This window comes from Tractidigestivibacter montrealensis, assembly GCF_024741235.1.
Classification (GTDB): domain Bacteria; phylum Actinomycetota; class Coriobacteriia; order Coriobacteriales; family Atopobiaceae; genus Tractidigestivibacter; species Tractidigestivibacter montrealensis.
In genome coordinates this window covers 497,472-512,006 of record NZ_JANSKA010000001.1, presented here as the reverse complement: position 1 = coordinate 512,006, position 14,535 = coordinate 497,472, and the positions used below count along the sequence as shown (strand labels likewise).

The following is a 14,535-nucleotide window of genomic DNA, read 5'->3' as shown; positions in this document are numbered from 1 at the left end:
CCTTGTTACCGGCGCGTTGGCCGTGTGGCACGTTTGCCCAGATGGCCCTCTGGGTTGCGTGGCGGGCCGGTAACAACGATGCCGCTCGCTGCACGCGCCATACCATGACGCCCGTCACGTTGCGTCAACTCCCATAGACACCATTCTGGTCTGTACTCATTTGGTGGGCGCGAGGTGCAGGTCTACCGAAGAGTCTGCGCAAACTTCGTGTGCCAAGCCCATGTGGGGTTACTCTGTCTCGCGTACGCGCGGTGGGGCGTCCGTCTCGCAACCCGCGCGTATCTGGACAGGCCGCGCACGATGTACCACGCACTTGAATCACTGCACCATCGCACCACGCGCCACATCACGTTTTAGGCACTACCGCACCTCGAAAGAACGACATTGCCCCAACCCGCGCGGCCGGGAAGGAATCGCATATGTCCATCACTGCAGGCAAGCTTCCTGCTGCTTACGCATCTCGCGGTACTCGCGTGCTCTTCGCATGCATTGCCCTCGTCGCGGGACTCGCACTTGCCCTCTCGCTGGGCACGTCCAGGGCGCATGCCGCCACGCTGGAAGAGACCCTGGCAGACGACGTCTTTGTGAACGAGCCTGGCAGCACCGGGCGATGCACCATCTACGCCGCCACCAACATGCTTCGCAGGGCGGCACTTCTCAACGGCGACCAGGACTGGAGCTCGATTACCACTTCGTCCATCCCGTCTTCCGGCGGCCTGCCCTTCGGCTTCTCGGTGAGTACGCAAAGCGCCACGTACACCGTGGCGCACGGCTACATCACGGGGTCGACAGTGGAGGAGAGGGCCAAAGAGCTTCTCGCCCTGCTTGGCGAGAACCCCGCAGGCATCGTGCTGTACACGAGCGCCGGAAACCCGCACGCCGTCACGCTTTTGGGTTACGACGAGGAGGCCGGCACCCTCATTGCTCACGACTCGCTTACAGGCGCCACCTCATCGCTCGAAGAGTGCGTGAGCGTGCGCGTCTCCAACGCAAACGCCTACTGGTACGTGACGAGTCCGGTGTCAGCGCCCGGCCCCACCTCGCTCCAGAACGCAACGGTAACGGTCGGGGACGCGGTGTATGCAGGACGGGCCGCGACGCCCCGGGTGGCGGTGACCCTTGATGGCACGACTCTCGTCGAGGGCGCGGACTTCACGGTGAGCTACGTGGCCAACGATTCCGTGGGGGACGCGCTTGCCGTCGTTACCGGCGCAGGGGACTACAGCGGAACCGCAACCGCCAGCTTTACGGTGCTCGATGGTACCGAGGCGCTGGTGGGGCGCTGCACGGGCACCGTCGACGCGTCGACGGCCGCGGGCCAGGGCGTCATGGCTACGTACTGCGCGGGGGTGCTCGGCCTGGCTTCCTAGGAGTCTCCCTCTCCAGCCGTTCCTTGGCGTGCTGCTACAATGCCAGTACTTGCGCACACATCCCAAGGAGCAAACCATGCAGATCTATAACACCCAGACGCACCGAAAGCAGGAGCTCGAGCCCATCGAGCCGGGCAAGATTCGCATGTATGTCTGTGGTCCCACCGTCTATGACCAGATTCACATTGGCAACGCGCGCACGTTCCTCTCGTTTGACGTGATTCGTCGCTACCTCATGTACAAGGGCTACGAGATCACCTTTGCCCAGAACCTCACCGACGTGGACGACAAGATCATCAACCGCGCCAACGAGCAGGGTCGCACCGCCGCCGACGTGGCAGAGGAGTTCTCCAATGCCTTCATCGAGCAGATGCACCGCTTTGGCATTCTCGATCCCGACATCCGCCCGCGCGCCACGCACGAGATTAAGGCCATGCAGGAGATGATCGAGTCCCTCATCGAGCAGGGCAACGCCTACGTGGCCGACAACGGCGACGTGTACTTCTCGGTGCGCTCGGACAACAACTACGGCGTCCTCTCCGGCCGCGACCTTGACCAGATGCGCGCCGGCGAGCGCGTGGAGGTCAACGACCAGAAGCGCGACCCCTTCGACTTTGCCCTCTGGAAGGCCGCCAAGCCCGACGAGCCCAGCTGGCCGAGCCCCTGGGGCGACGGTCGCCCTGGTTGGCACACCGAGTGCTGCGCCATGATCCACCGCTATCTGGGTACCCCCATCGACATCCACGGCGGTGGCGCCGACCTCGTCTTCCCGCACCACGAGAACGAGACCGCGCAGGCCATGTGCGCCTGGCATGAGCCCCTCGCCAACCTCTGGATGCACACCGGCATGCTCCGCGTGGACGGCGAGAAGATGTCAAAGAGCCTGGGCAACTTCTACACGCTCAAGGAGGTCCTTGACAAGTACCCCGCCGACGCCGTGCGCCTGCTCATGCTGCAGACCCACTACCGTGCGCCCCTCGACTTCTCCTTCGACCGTCTGGAGGGCGCCGTGGGCACCCTCGAGCGCCTGCGCACGTGCGAGAATAACCTGCTCTGGGCAGCCAAGAACGGCACCGGCAGCGAGGAGCTCGACGCCACGCTGGACTCTGCCGTGAGCGAGACGCGCGACGAGTTCACGTGCCAGATGGACGACGACTTCAACACCGCCGGCGGCCTTGCTGCGATCTTCTCGCTTGTTACCTCCGCGAACACCTACCTTGCCGATGCCGGTACCGCCGCCGGAGGCAAGGCCGCCAAGGCCGCGGCGGAGGCATTGGCCGAGCTTGCGGGCGTCCTGGGCGTCACGCTTGCCTCCGAGGAGGACGAGCTCCCCGCCGAACTGGTGGGCCTTGCCGAGAAGTACGCCGGCTACCAGGGCGACTCTGCCGCCGAGGCCGCGGATGCGCTTATCGCCGCTCGCCAGGCGGCCCGCAAGGCGAAGGATTGGGGCACGGCAGACGGCATCCGCGATGCCATCACCGGGCTGGGCCTGGTCCTCGAGGACACTGCCGCGGGCGCTCGCCTGCGCAGGGCGTAGGTGATGAGAATGGCACGAGGCGACGCACGCCGCGGCCCCTCCCGCAAGGGGCAGGGCTCTTCTCAAGCTGGCCGTGGCGGCCGGTACCGCGGACGCGATCAGCGCGCGGGTGGAAGCGGTGGCCGTCAGGGTCAGGGGAGCCGCGGCCAGCGCGGCCCCCAGCGTTCCGCTACACGCCCGCAGCGTGCGGGTAACCGCCAGGACCAGCAGCGTCCTGCGACGCTTGGCTCCGACCTCATCGAGGGGCGCCGCGCCGTTGCAGAGGCGCTTGACGCTGGCATTCCCATTCGCACCGCCTACGTGCAGGATGGCGCTGGCTCGTCCGAAGGGACTGACAAGACGCTTGACACGCTGGTGCGCAGGCTTGCCGATGCCGGCGTGGAGTGCGAGGTAGTCCCGCGCTCCCGCCTAGATCGCCTCTCGAGCCACGGTGCCCACCAGGGCATCGTCGTGCGGACCAAGCCCTTCTCGTACGCGACCATCGAGGACGTCATTGCCGCAGCGGGCGAGGGAGACGCCCTGGTGGTTGTGCTTGACCACGTGACGGACGAGGGCAACTTTGGTGCCATCGTGCGCTCTGCCGAGGTCGTGGGCGCAGCGGGTGTGGTCGTTGCCAATGCGCGCGCCGCCACGGTTGGCCCGGGCGCCTACAAGACCTCAGCAGGCGCGGTGCTGCACCTCCCCATAGCGCAGGTCCCCAACCTTGCCCGTGCGATCGACCAGCTCAAAGAGGCTGGCTTCTGGGCGTGCGCCGCAACCGAGCACGCGGAGCAGGACGTGTGGCACGCGCCTGTCTACGGCAGGCTTGCCCTCGTCATGGGCTCGGAGGGGGAGGGTATCTCCCGCCTGGTGCTTGACCACTGCGACTTTGGTGCCAGGCTTCCGCAGCGCGGGCGTGTTGAGTCGCTCAATGTTGCCCAGGCAACCACGGTCATGTGCTACGAGTGGCTTCGCCGCGTGAGCGAGGGGGCGCGCTCGGATGCCTAGGCGCCCGCGTCTTGCGCTTCTCGTGGTCGACGGCTACAACGTGGTCCACGGGACCCCGCGCTATGCCTCGCTCATCGACGAGCACGCAGGTGCTGGCGCACTGGCAGACGTGGCGCACCTCTCGCGCGACCCTTATGGACACGACCCATTTGACCGCGCCCGCGAGGCGCTCGTCGCCGACGTGGCTGCCTATGCCCAGGGCAGTTACGAACCCGTGGTGGTCTTCGATGCGGCGGGCAACCTCTCGAGCGAGCGCCCCAACTGGAGCACGGCGGGCGTGCGCGTGGTCTTCTCGCGCACGGGAGAGTCTGCCGACACGGTCATAGAGCGCCTGGTCACCGAGGCGCGCCATGCAGAGAGGGACGTGCTGCTCGTGACCTCGGACAACACCATCCGCTACACCGTGGGCGGGATTCCGGTGACCACAGTCTCGAGTGCGCTTCTCGCCCAGAACATGAGCATCGTGAACCAAGGCGTTGAAGAGGCGCGTGAGCGAGGGTCGCACACGCATCTGAGCCTGGAGGACAGGCTCGACGAAGAGACGCGCGCCAAGCTGGACAAGCTGCGCGGACGTAGGTAGGGGCAGGCCTTCTGTCCCCCTCGCGTGCCAGATTGGTCCAAACACGCTATCATGTCCTCACCGCCGGTATGGCTCAATGGCAGAGCAACGGTTTTGTAAACCGTGGGTTGTGGGTTCGACTCCCTCTACCGGCTCCAGAAACCTTCCGGCCGGAGACAGCTGCCTCCGGCCGAATTTCTTTTGTAAGCGGTAGGCCCGCAGGTGCAAGAAGGTGCTCCCAAGGCCCATCGCCATGCGGTGACAGTCATGTAGCCCACTAGATCTACCTGCGAGTTTGCGCGAATTGTGCGGGAATCGTGGGGTAGATACGCCCGGTACCGGGGTACGCGTTGACAGGATTATTTCCACGTCGTATTATTCACTCCGCTGCAGGGGGTTCGCCCCGTGCGGTACTTGAAAACGGAATGGGGATGTGGCACAGCGGCAACTGCGGCGGACTGTAAATCCGCTCCCTCTGGGTTCCTTGGTTCGAGTCCAAGCATCCCCACCATGCCCGTGTAGCTCAGTCGGTAGAGCACTTCGTTGGTAACGAAGAGGTCACCGGTTCGAATCCGGTCGCGGGCTCCATTTTTCAAGTGCACGGCTCCATGCCGGTGTAGCTCAGCTGGTTAGAGCACGCGGCTCATACCCGCGATGTCACTGGTTCGAATCCAGTCACCGGTACCAGGCTTTTCTGCGGCGCTTCGGCGCCGCTGAGCATAAATAGGCGTATTTCTGTACCATGGAATGGCCGGAGAGGTTCGTTCCAAAAGGAGGATTGGCAATGGCCAAGGAGAAGTTCGATCGTTCTAAGCCGCACGTAAACATCGGTACCATTGGTCACGTCGACCACGGCAAGACTACGCTGACCGCGGCCATCACCAAGGTTCTCTCCGAGACCGAGGACTGCAAGGCTGAGTACACCGCCTTCGAGAACATCGACAAGGCTCCCGAGGAGCGTCAGCGCGGCATTACCATCTCCGTTGCTCACGTCGAGTATGAGACCTGGGAGCGCCACTACGCTCACGTTGACTGCCCCGGCCACGCCGACTACGTCAAGAACATGATTTCCGGCGCTGCTCAGATGGATGGCGCCATCCTCGTTATCGCCGCTACCGACGGCCCCATGGCCCAGACCCGCGAGCACATCCTGCTTGCCCGTCAGGTCGGCGTTAAGTACATCATCGTCTTCCTGAACAAGTGCGACATGGTCGACGACGAGGAGCTCATCGACCTGGTCGAGATGGAGACCCGCGACCTGCTCTCCGAGTATGGCTACGACGGCGACAACACCCCGATTATCCGTGGCTCCGCTCTCGGCGCCCTCAACGGCGAGCAGAAGTGGGTTGATTCCATCATCGAGCTCATGCACACCGTTGACTCCTACATTCCCACGCCTGCTCGTGACAACGAGAAGCCGTTCCTGATGGCCGTCGAGGATGTCATGACCATCTCCGGCCGCGGTACCGTCGCTACCGGCCGTGTCGAGCGCGGCGAGCTCAAGCTCAACGAGCCCGTTGAGATCGTTGGCATCAAGCCCACTCAGACCTCCGTCGCTACCGGCATCGAGATGTTCCGCAAGACGCTGGACTTCTGCGAGGCTGGCGACAACGTGGGCATCCTGCTCCGTGGCATCAAGCGCGAGGACATCGAGCGTGGCCAGGTTCTCTGCAAGCCCGGTTCGGTTACCCCGCACACCAAGTTCACCGGCGAGATTTACGTCCTCACCAAGGAGGAGGGTGGCCGTCACACCCCGTTCTTCTCCGGCTATCGTCCCCAGTTCTACTTCCGCACCACTGACGTGACTGGTGACATCACCGAGCTCACCGACAAGGATGGCAACAAGGTCGAGATGGCTATGCCCGGCGACCACGTCACCATCGCGTGCGAGCTCATCCACCCCATCGCTATGGAGGAGGGCCTGCGCTTCGCTATCCGCGAGGGCGGTCACACCGTCGGCGATGGTCGTGTCTCCACGATTGTCGAGTAACTTCTCTTTGAAGTGACCTCAAGGCCCGGCATCCGCAAGGGTGTCGGGCCCTTCTCTTGAGATTCGCGCCTAAAGGCTCTGGGCCACGCGTTTCTCAGCGCTTCCATCGTGCAAGCAGGACTACCTATCGCGTGGATGTTATGTGAGGTAATCCACAGAATGGACGTTAACTTGACAGGAAGCGTTAGGTAATGGTAACGTTCTCCACCGCGCCATCTTCGAGGATGGCCTCGAAGTGACATGGTGTCTCAGGAGGATTCATGCGTACACTTGTTACACTTGCATGCACCGAGTGCAAGCGCCGCAACTACACCACGACCAAGAACAAGGCGAACACCCCTGATCGTCTTGAGATGAAGAAGTATTGTCCGTGGTGCCGTAAGCACACGCTTCACCGCGAGACCCGCTAAACTAGGTGGGTCCACACACGCCAGTAGTTCAATTGGTAGAGCATCGGTCTCCAAAACCGAGTGTTGAGGGTTCGAGTCCTTCCTGGCGTGCCAGAATTTCCCACCGGCTTTCCCTTCGGGGTTAGCCGGTTTCCATGTAAAGGCCAGTCTTTTAGGAGTCGCGAGGATGCCGAACAAGGACAGGAACAAGAGGAGTGTCCGCAAGGCGCGTGCCCAGAAGCGCGCCGAGCGCGAGGCCGCTCAGGCTGCCTCTGCCGCTTCCTCGAAGCCCCAGAAGGCTGAGGGCGCAAGTAAGCAGGCGGCTGCTGCCACTGCCAAGGCGCCCGAGAAGCAGAACAAGCCTGCAAAGGCGAGCAACAAGAAGCCGGGTCTTGGCAAGCGCATCAGCAACTACTTTGCCGCTGTGCGCACCGAGATGAAGCGTGTCGTGTGGCCCTCGAAGGACGAGCTCCGCAACTACTCTGTTGCCGTTATCGTCTCTCTCGTGGTCTTTGGCATTGCTCTCTGGCTTGTCGACACCGGCATCGTGGCCTTGCTCGTTGGCTACACGAGTTTGGGGGCATAGGCCATGGCTAAGCGCTGGTACGTCATTCACACGTACTCCGGGTACGAGAACAAGGTCAAGACCGATCTTGAGCACCGCATCGAGACCTATGGCATTGGCGACAAGGTCGTGGACATTCAGATTCCGACCGAGGAGGTCACCGAAGTCAAGGACGGCGGCAAGCGCGAGACCAAGGAGGCCAAGGTCTTCCCGGGCTACGTCCTCGTTCGCATGGAGGTAGACGATAACACCTGGGCCGTCGTGCGTAACACGCCCGGCGTCACTGGCTTTGTTGGCCTTGACGGCAAGCCCACGCCGCTCCGTCGCGACGAGTTCGACAAGATCATGCGTCGTGGTGGCGTGCGCACCAGTGCGGCCACTCCCACCCCCAAGCGCACCTCGACCAACATCGAGCCCGGCATGTCCGTGCGCGTTCTCTCTGGTCCCCTTGCAGATTTCGACGGCCAGGTCTCCGAGGTCAACGCCGAGGCAGGCAAGGTCAAGGTCATGCTCATGATCTTTGGCCGCGAGACCCCCGTCGAGCTCACGCTTGACCAGATCTCTGTCATCAGCTAGGAACTTCTGGCAGGTCCCGTATCGGTGAGGATGGCTTCTCGGGCGCCTGCGTGAAGATAGATACAAAGCACGCTCTCCAGGAGGAATATCATGCCCAAGAAGAAGGTCACTCACTTTATCAAGCTCCAGATTCCGGCTGGCGCAGCCAACCCCGCGCCTCCCGTTGGTCCCGCCCTTGGTGCTGCCCAGGTCAACATCATGCAGTTCTGCCAGGCCTTCAACGCTGCCACCAAGGATCAGGCCGGCGACATCATCCCCGTCGAGATCACCGTCTACGAGGACCGCACCTTTGACTTCGTGACCAAGACCCCGCCTGCGGCCCACCTCATCAAGAAGGAGCTTGGCCTGAAGAGCGGCTCCGGCGTTCCTCAGCGCGACAAGGTCGGCCAGCTTACCCAGGAGCAGCTCACCAAGATCGCTCAGATCAAGATGCCGGACCTCAACGCCAACGACATCGAGGCCGCCAAGAAGATCGTCGCCGGCACCGCTCGCTCCATGGGCGTCACCATCGCCGAGGACTAGTACCAACTAGGCACCATGCGCCCCTTACGGGGCGCCTCTCAGGATATGGCGGGCTTGCCGCCAACTATGTGGGAGGGCCAAAGCCCGTTGACCACAGGAGGTATCACATGCCAAAGCACGGAAAGAACTATAACGCCGCTGCCGCCAAGGTTGAGGCTGGCAAGGTCTACTCGCCCAAGGAGGCCATGACGCTCGCCAAGGAGCTCTCCTCCGCTAAGTTCGACGAGACCGTCGAGGTCGCCATTCGCCTGGGCGTCGACACCCGCAAGGCCGATCAGAACATTCGTGGCTCCATCTCGCTGCCCAACGGTACTGGCAAGACCGTTCGCGTTGCCGTCTTTGCCGAGGGCGCCAAGGCCGCCGAGGCCGAGGCTGCCGGCGCCGACATCGTCGGCTCCGACGACCTCATCGAGGAGGTCCAGAAGGGCAACATCAACTTCGACGCCGTCATCGCCACGCCCAACCTCATGGGCAAGGTCGGCCGTCTCGGCCGTATCCTCGGCCCCCGCGGCCTCATGCCTAACCCCAAGCTGGGTACCGTGACCATGGATGTCGAGAAGATGGTCAAGGAGCTCAAGGCCGGTCGCGTCGAGTATCGTGCCGACCGCTACGGCATCTGCCACGTCCCCATGGGTAAGGCGTCCTTCGACGTCAAGGCGCTTGTCGAGAACTACGGCGCGCTCCTCACCGAGCTGCTGCGCGTCAAGCCCTCGAGCGCCAAGGGCAAGTATGTCAAGTCCATCGTGATTTCCACCACCATGGGCCCTGGCATCAAGGTCGACACCACCAAGACCCGCGACTTCATGGAGGACTAGCTCCAGCCGCATAGTGGTACGCAAGCCCCGCTCACCCGAGCGGGGCTATTTTTATAAGACGAGGGGATTGTCCCTTTGTCTCATCGCATGCAATCCCGGGCGCTTATGTGTCGATGGCGTGTCTTGCCTGGGCGTCTTGACGCGCGGGTATCTAGCGTGCAAGAATAGCCGCTGTAGGTTTTTATCCTGCATTGCACACGTTGCACGTCCCGCTGCCAAAGACAGCCGGTGCCTTAGGGCTCAAAGGGGAAACCCGCCTGCCGAGGTGGTCTCAGCTATGAACCTATGAGGCCCCGTTTGGCTGCGCCAAGCGGGGCCCTCTCATGCGAGGGGCCCGCCGCGTCGGCGGATCGTGCCCGGAAACGCATGAGAAGGAGGTGTTCACATGCCAGCACAGTCCAACATCGACATGCTCGAGAAGGTCAAGGGTTCAATCGAGGCCTCCAAGGGTGTCTTTGTCGTCGACTACCGCGGCCTCACCGTCAAGGAGGCCCAGGAGCTCCGTCGCGCCCTGCGCGAGGCCAACGCACACATGAAGGTCTACAAGAACAACATCGTGCGCATTGCCCTCAATGAGGCCGAGATGCCCAACATCGACGACATGCTCAAGGGCACCTGCGCCTACGTCTTCTACGAGAAGGATCCTGTCGAGGCCGCCAAGGTCCTGAAGCAGGAGGCCGACAAGCTCAAGAAGATGCAGATCCTGGGTGGCATCGCCGACGGCAAGGCCATTTCGGCCGAGGAGGCTCTCGCATACGCCGAGCTCCCGTCCCGCGACGAGCTGCTCGCCAAGCTCGTGTACGTCATTGGCAGCCCGCTCTCCGGCATTGCGCAGGTGTGCGCTGGTCCCGCCAGGGGCCTCGTCACCGCGCTGCAGGCGGTCGCCGACAAGCAGGCCGCCTAGCGCCCTGCTGCACTACACGCACTACCGGCATTACCAGAAAAACCTGAGGGCACATGAGGTGCCCCAACGCAAAGGAGAATTAGCATGGCTGCTACCAAGGAAGAGATCATCGAGGCCCTCAAGGAGATGCCCGCCCTCGAGCTTTCTGAGCTCGTCCACGAGCTGGAGGACGTCTTCGGCGTTTCCGCCGCCGCCCCCGTCGCCGTTGCCGCTGCCCCCGCAGCTGGCGCTGCTGCCGCCGAGGAGGAGGAGAAGACCAACTTCGACGTTGAGCTGACCTCCTTCGGCTCCAACAAGATCGCCGTCATCAAGGTCGTCCGTGCCCTTACCAGCCTCGGCCTCAAGGAGGCCAAGGACAAGGTGGAGTCCGCTCCTACCGTCCTGCTCGAGGGTGCCAAGAAGGAGGACGCCGAGGACGCCAAGAAGCAGCTCGAGGAGGCCGGCGCCACCGTCACCCTGAAGTAGCTTCAGGTTTCTCGGACGCTCTGCTTGAGTTCAAGGGGTCGGGCCAGATGGCTCGGCCCCTTTTCTTATGAGACAAAGGGACTGTCCCTTTGTCTCATCGGCATGCCCAAGCGCCGCATCTGTCACCAATGGCTGGCCGTTCTCCGAGACCATCATGATTCCTTCACATGCGTCCCGTGGATTTTGCGGGAAAGGCGTGAAAACTTGGAGAATCTAATAGAAAATGCTGGGTAAGTCAAGACTTTTCATTGACGGAAGACGTGTGCTTGGCTAGATTACTAGTTTGCGACAATTGCCGCCTTCCACCCTTTTGAAGGAGGAAAAGCCTGGTGTCTACCGCAAAGACTTCTCTTACTAAACCGCAAGTCACCCGTACGCGCAAGAGCTTTAGCAAAATCCCGCCTGCGATGGAGCTGCCCAACCTTATCTCTGTCCAGAAGGATTCGTTCAAGCACTTCATGACCGACGGCATCGCCGAGTCCTTCGCGGAGTTCTCTCCCATTGAGAACTCTGCCGGGACCATGCAGGTGACCTTTGGCGAGCACCAGTTTGGTGACCCGTCCCACAGTCTGGCCGAATGCCGCGCCAAGGACCTCTCCTACCAGGCCCCCCTCTTCGTGGATGTGCGTTTCATTAACAAGGAGACTGGCGAGATCAAGGAGCAGCTCGTCTTCATGGGCGACTTCCCGCTCATGACCGACCGCGGCACCTTCATCATCAACGGCTCCGAGCGCGTCGTGGTCTCCCAGCTGGTCCGCTCGCCTGGCGTGTACTTTGCCGCCGAGATGGACTCTGGCGTTCTCGTCCACCGCGTTCAGTTCATTCCCGCGCGCGGCGCATGGCTTGAGTTCGAGGTCGACAAGCGCGGCCACCTTGTGGTCTCCATCGACCGCAAGCGTCGCCAGAGCGCGACGTCTTTCCTGCGTGCCCTTGGCATCGCCGAGACCGACGACGAAATCCTCTCGCTCCTCGGCGACTCCGACGTTGTCCGCTCGACCATCGAGCGCGACGTTGCGACCACGCGCGAGGACGCCCTTCTCGAGATCTACCGCCGTCAGCGCCCCGGCGAGCCTCCAACCGTCGACTCCGCACGCTCGCTGCTCGACGGCCTCTACTTCAACCCGCAGCGCTACGACCTGGCTCGCGTTGGCCGCTACAAGGTCAACAAGAAGCTCGGCCTTGATGTCGATTCCAACGAGCGCGTGATCACCAGCGAGGACATCGTGGCGGCCCTGCGCTACCTCCTTGCCCTCCACGCCGGCGACGAGACCAAGCACACCGATGACATCGACCACTTTGGCAACCGTCGCGTGCGCACCGTGGGCGAGCTCGTCCAGAACCAGTTCCGCATTGGCATGAGCCGCATGGAGCGCGTCGTGCGCGAGCGTATGGCTTCCCAGGACGCTGACGACATCACGCCGCAGTCGCTGATCAACATTCGCCCGATTGTGGCGGCCATCAAGGAGTTCTACGGCTCCTCTCAGCTGTCGCAGTTCATGGACCAGGCCAACCCGCTGGCCGGCCTCACGCACAAGCGTCGTCTCTCGGCCCTTGGCCCTGGCGGCCTTGCCGGCCACAAGTCCGGTTCCAGCCGCCGCACCAACGTGCCCACGGCCGTCCGCGACGTCCACAACTCGCACTACTCCCGCATGTGCCCCATCGAGACCCCCGAGGGCCCCAACATCGGCCTCATCGGCTCGCTGGCCCTCTATGCGCACGTGAACGACTATGGCTTCATTGAGGCCCCGTACCGCAAGGTCGTCGACGGCAAGGTTACCGACGAGATCGTGTGGATGACCGCTGACGAGGAGGAGAACCACAACATCGCGCCGGCCAACACCCCCGTTGACCCCAAGACGCGCCGCTTTGTGGTCGTTGACTCCAAGGGCAACATCACCAACCCCGACCGAGTCATCGCCCGTACGCGCGACTTCGACGGCTCCTTTGGTGCCCCCGCACAAGTCGAGGTCTCTGACGTCGACTTCGTGGACGTCTCGCCCCGCCAGATGCTCTCCGTCGCCGCGAACCTCATCCCGTTCCTCGAGCACGATGACGCCAAGCGTACCCTCATGGGCGCCAACATGCAGCGCCAGGCCGTGCCTCTGATTCGTCCGCACGCCCCGTACGTGGGCACAGGCATGGAGGCCCGTGCCGCCCTCGACTCCGGCGAGGTCATCCGCGCGGCTCACGCTGGTGTTGTCGACAAGGTCGACGCCGCTCACGTGGTTGTCTACTCTGACGAGCGCGGCGCCGAGGAGTACGACCTGCCCAAGTACCAGCGCTCCAACCAGAGCACCTGCATCAACCACCGCCCCATCGTGCACGTGGGCGATCACGTAGAGGCTGGCCAGCCCCTGGCTGACGGCACCTCGATCGATCACTCCGAGCTCGCGCTCGGCGTGAACCTCACCGTGGCCTACATGCCGTGGGAGGGCTACAACTACGAGGACGGCATCATCGTCTCCGACCGTGTGGTCCAGGAGGACCTGCTCACCTCGATCAACATCTCCCGTCACGAGATCGATGCCCGCGACACCAAGCTCGGTCCTGAGGAGATTACCCGCGAGATTCCCAACCAGTCTGAGGAGATGCTCGCAAACCTCGACGATGACGGCATCATCCGCATCGGTGCCGAGGTCGGCCCCGGCGACATCCTGGTGGGCAAGGTTACGCCCAAGGGCGAGACGGCCCTCACGGCCGAGGAGCGCCTGCTCCGTGCCATCTTTGGCGCCAAGGCCCACGATGTGCGCGACACCTCGCTCAAGATGCCTCACGGTGCCTACGGCCGCGTCGTCGACGTCGTTCGCTTTAGCCGCGAGGCCGGAGACGACCTCCAGCCTGGCGTGAACGAGCTCGTCCGCGTCTTCGTTGCTCAGCGCCGCAAGATCCAGCAGGGCGACAAGATCTCCGGCCGCCACGGCAACAAGGGCGTTGTCTGCAAGGTTCTGCCCGTTGAGGACATGCCCTACATGGCCGACGGCACGCCTGTGGACGTCCTTCTCGACCCCCTGGGCGTTCCTTCTCGTATGAACGTGGGCCAGCTGCTCGAGTGCCACCTTGGCTGGGGCGCTACCCACGGCTGGGATGACACCACGCCGGACTCCAAGACCTACGTTCCCGGCCCCATCCCCGTGGCCACGCCCGTCTTTGACGGCGCGACCGACAAAGAGGTCGCCGAGATCATCCGCCGTACCAACGTGAACCTCATGAACAAGGCCATGCTGGAGTACGGCAAGCACATGAACGCTGACTTCGTGCCGCAGCTCAACGATCGCGGCAAGACCACGCTCTACGACGGCCGCACGGGCGAGGCGTTCAAGAGCCCCATCACGGTGGGCACCTCCTACATCCTGAAGCTCGGCCACATGGTCGACGACAAGATCCACGCGCGTTCGACCGGCCCCTACAGCCTCGTCACGCAGCAGCCCCTGGGCGGCAAGGCTCAGTTCGGCGGCCAGCGCTTCGGCGAGATGGAGGTCTGGGCCCTCTACGCCTACGGCGCGGCAAACGTCCTGCACGAGATGATGACCATCAAGTCCGACGACACCAACGGTCGTGTGAAGACCTACGAGGCCATCGTCAAGGGCGAGAACGTTCCTTCGCCTGGCATCCCCGAGTCCTTCAAGGTCCTCGTCAAGGAGATGCGCTCCCTCGCGCTCGATATCGAGCCCATTTCCTACAAGAAGAAGGCCGAGCCCAAGCCCGAGGAGGAGAAGAAGGCCGCGGTCAAGGAGAACCCCGTGGACGTCTTCGCCAACATCAACACCACCGATGACCTCGTCAAGGGCCTTGCCCGCGACCTCGGCGAGTCCGACGACCTCGTCGGCGACGCCAACAGCGATAAGGAGTAGCGACT

At 63.0% G+C, this 14,535-nt stretch carries 13 protein-coding genes and 5 tRNA genes; all 18 read left to right on the top strand.

The window, feature by feature from the left end; all coding sequences use genetic code 11:
- Window positions 1–419: 419 nt before the first annotated feature.
- The 18 genes from NVS32_RS02245 to rpoB all read left to right on the top strand — a co-directional run bounded on the left by NVS32_RS02245 (window position 420) and on the right by rpoB (window position 14,530).
- Complete coding sequence (locus NVS32_RS02245; RefSeq protein ID WP_258498480.1) at window positions 420–1,370, top strand: hypothetical protein; 951 nt, start codon at window positions 420–422, stop codon at window positions 1,368–1,370.
- 76 nt (window positions 1,371–1,446) lie between these two features.
- Entirely contained in the window at window positions 1,447–2,907 is a 1,461-nt protein-coding gene (gene cysS, locus NVS32_RS02240; RefSeq protein ID WP_258498479.1) for a cysteine--tRNA ligase, read from the top strand.
- A gap of 9 nt (window positions 2,908–2,916) precedes the next feature.
- Window positions 2,917–3,894 carry a 23S rRNA (guanosine(2251)-2'-O)-methyltransferase RlmB gene (rlmB, locus tag NVS32_RS02235; protein ID WP_032110558.1) on the top strand — a complete coding sequence of 326 codons (978 nt, stop codon included), beginning with the start codon at window positions 2,917–2,919 and terminating at the stop codon, window positions 3,892–3,894.
- Window positions 3,887–4,474, top strand: coding sequence for an NYN domain-containing protein (locus NVS32_RS02230; RefSeq protein ID WP_258498478.1), 588 nt, complete (start codon window positions 3,887–3,889; stop codon window positions 4,472–4,474). The genes rlmB and NVS32_RS02230 overlap by 8 nt, the downstream gene beginning before the upstream one ends.
- A 62-nt stretch (window positions 4,475–4,536) precedes the next feature.
- Window positions 4,537–4,611, top strand: a tRNA-Thr gene (locus NVS32_RS02225).
- Window positions 4,612–4,880: 269 nt separating this feature from the next.
- Window positions 4,881–4,964 (top strand) — tRNA-Tyr (locus NVS32_RS02220).
- A gap of 1 nt (window position 4,965) precedes the next feature.
- Window positions 4,966–5,041 (top strand) — tRNA-Thr (locus NVS32_RS02215).
- 22 nt (window positions 5,042–5,063) lie between these two features.
- A tRNA-Met gene (locus NVS32_RS02210) sits at window positions 5,064–5,140 on the top strand.
- A 97-nt stretch (window positions 5,141–5,237) separates the two neighbouring features.
- The gene (gene tuf / locus NVS32_RS02205) at window positions 5,238–6,443 is read left to right on the top strand and encodes an elongation factor Tu (protein WP_258498477.1); all 1,206 of its coding nucleotides are present in this window, start codon (window positions 5,238–5,240) and stop codon (window positions 6,441–6,443) included.
- A 260-nt stretch (window positions 6,444–6,703) separates the two neighbouring features.
- Window positions 6,704–6,853, top strand: coding sequence for a 50S ribosomal protein L33 (gene rpmG, locus NVS32_RS02200; protein WP_032110555.1), 150 nt, complete (start codon window positions 6,704–6,706; stop codon window positions 6,851–6,853).
- Window positions 6,854–6,870: 17 nt separating this feature from the next.
- Window positions 6,871–6,946 (top strand) — tRNA-Trp (locus tag NVS32_RS02195).
- A 73-nt stretch (window positions 6,947–7,019) separates the two neighbouring features.
- A complete protein-coding gene (secE, locus tag NVS32_RS02190) occupies window positions 7,020–7,418 on the top strand; it encodes a preprotein translocase subunit SecE (RefSeq protein ID WP_032110554.1) in 399 nt (132 codons plus the stop codon).
- 3 nt (window positions 7,419–7,421) lie between these two features.
- Entirely contained in the window at window positions 7,422–7,973 is a 552-nt protein-coding gene (nusG, locus tag NVS32_RS02185; protein WP_032110553.1) for a transcription termination/antitermination protein NusG, read from the top strand.
- 90 nt (window positions 7,974–8,063) lie between these two features.
- Complete coding sequence (rplK, locus tag NVS32_RS02180) at window positions 8,064–8,495, top strand: 50S ribosomal protein L11 (RefSeq protein WP_032110552.1); 432 nt, start codon at window positions 8,064–8,066, stop codon at window positions 8,493–8,495.
- 107 nt (window positions 8,496–8,602) lie between these two features.
- Window positions 8,603–9,310: a 50S ribosomal protein L1 gene (gene rplA / locus NVS32_RS02175; protein WP_032110551.1), complete on the top strand. Its 708-nt coding sequence runs from the start codon at window positions 8,603–8,605 to the stop codon at window positions 9,308–9,310.
- A 385-nt stretch (window positions 9,311–9,695) separates the two neighbouring features.
- Window positions 9,696–10,214, top strand: a complete 519-nt coding sequence (rplJ, locus tag NVS32_RS02170) for a 50S ribosomal protein L10 (protein WP_032110550.1) — start codon at window positions 9,696–9,698, stop codon at window positions 10,212–10,214.
- A gap of 84 nt (window positions 10,215–10,298) precedes the next feature.
- Window positions 10,299–10,679, top strand: coding sequence for a 50S ribosomal protein L7/L12 (gene rplL / locus NVS32_RS02165; RefSeq protein ID WP_059052893.1), 381 nt, complete (start codon window positions 10,299–10,301; stop codon window positions 10,677–10,679).
- 329 nt (window positions 10,680–11,008) lie between these two features.
- Complete coding sequence (rpoB, locus tag NVS32_RS02160) at window positions 11,009–14,530, top strand: DNA-directed RNA polymerase subunit beta (RefSeq protein WP_258498475.1); 3,522 nt, start codon at window positions 11,009–11,011, stop codon at window positions 14,528–14,530.
- Window positions 14,531–14,535: the final 5 nt, after the last annotated feature.

Coding starts and splice junctions, on each gene's coding strand:
- NVS32_RS02245 (WP_258498480.1), top strand. CDS start 420: ATGTCCATCACTGCAGGCAAGCTTCCTGCTGCTTACGCATCTCGCGGT.
- cysS (WP_258498479.1), top strand. CDS start 1,447: ATGCAGATCTATAACACCCAGACGCACCGAAAGCAGGAGCTCGAGCCC.
- rlmB (WP_032110558.1), top strand. CDS start 2,917: ATGGCACGAGGCGACGCACGCCGCGGCCCCTCCCGCAAGGGGCAGGGC.
- NVS32_RS02230 (WP_258498478.1), top strand. CDS start 3,887: ATGCCTAGGCGCCCGCGTCTTGCGCTTCTCGTGGTCGACGGCTACAAC.
- tuf (WP_258498477.1), top strand. CDS start 5,238: ATGGCCAAGGAGAAGTTCGATCGTTCTAAGCCGCACGTAAACATCGGT.
- rpmG (WP_032110555.1), top strand. CDS start 6,704: ATGCGTACACTTGTTACACTTGCATGCACCGAGTGCAAGCGCCGCAAC.
- secE (WP_032110554.1), top strand. CDS start 7,020: ATGCCGAACAAGGACAGGAACAAGAGGAGTGTCCGCAAGGCGCGTGCC.
- nusG (WP_032110553.1), top strand. CDS start 7,422: ATGGCTAAGCGCTGGTACGTCATTCACACGTACTCCGGGTACGAGAAC.
- rplK (WP_032110552.1), top strand. CDS start 8,064: ATGCCCAAGAAGAAGGTCACTCACTTTATCAAGCTCCAGATTCCGGCT.
- rplA (WP_032110551.1), top strand. CDS start 8,603: ATGCCAAAGCACGGAAAGAACTATAACGCCGCTGCCGCCAAGGTTGAG.
- rplJ (WP_032110550.1), top strand. CDS start 9,696: ATGCCAGCACAGTCCAACATCGACATGCTCGAGAAGGTCAAGGGTTCA.
- rplL (WP_059052893.1), top strand. CDS start 10,299: ATGGCTGCTACCAAGGAAGAGATCATCGAGGCCCTCAAGGAGATGCCC.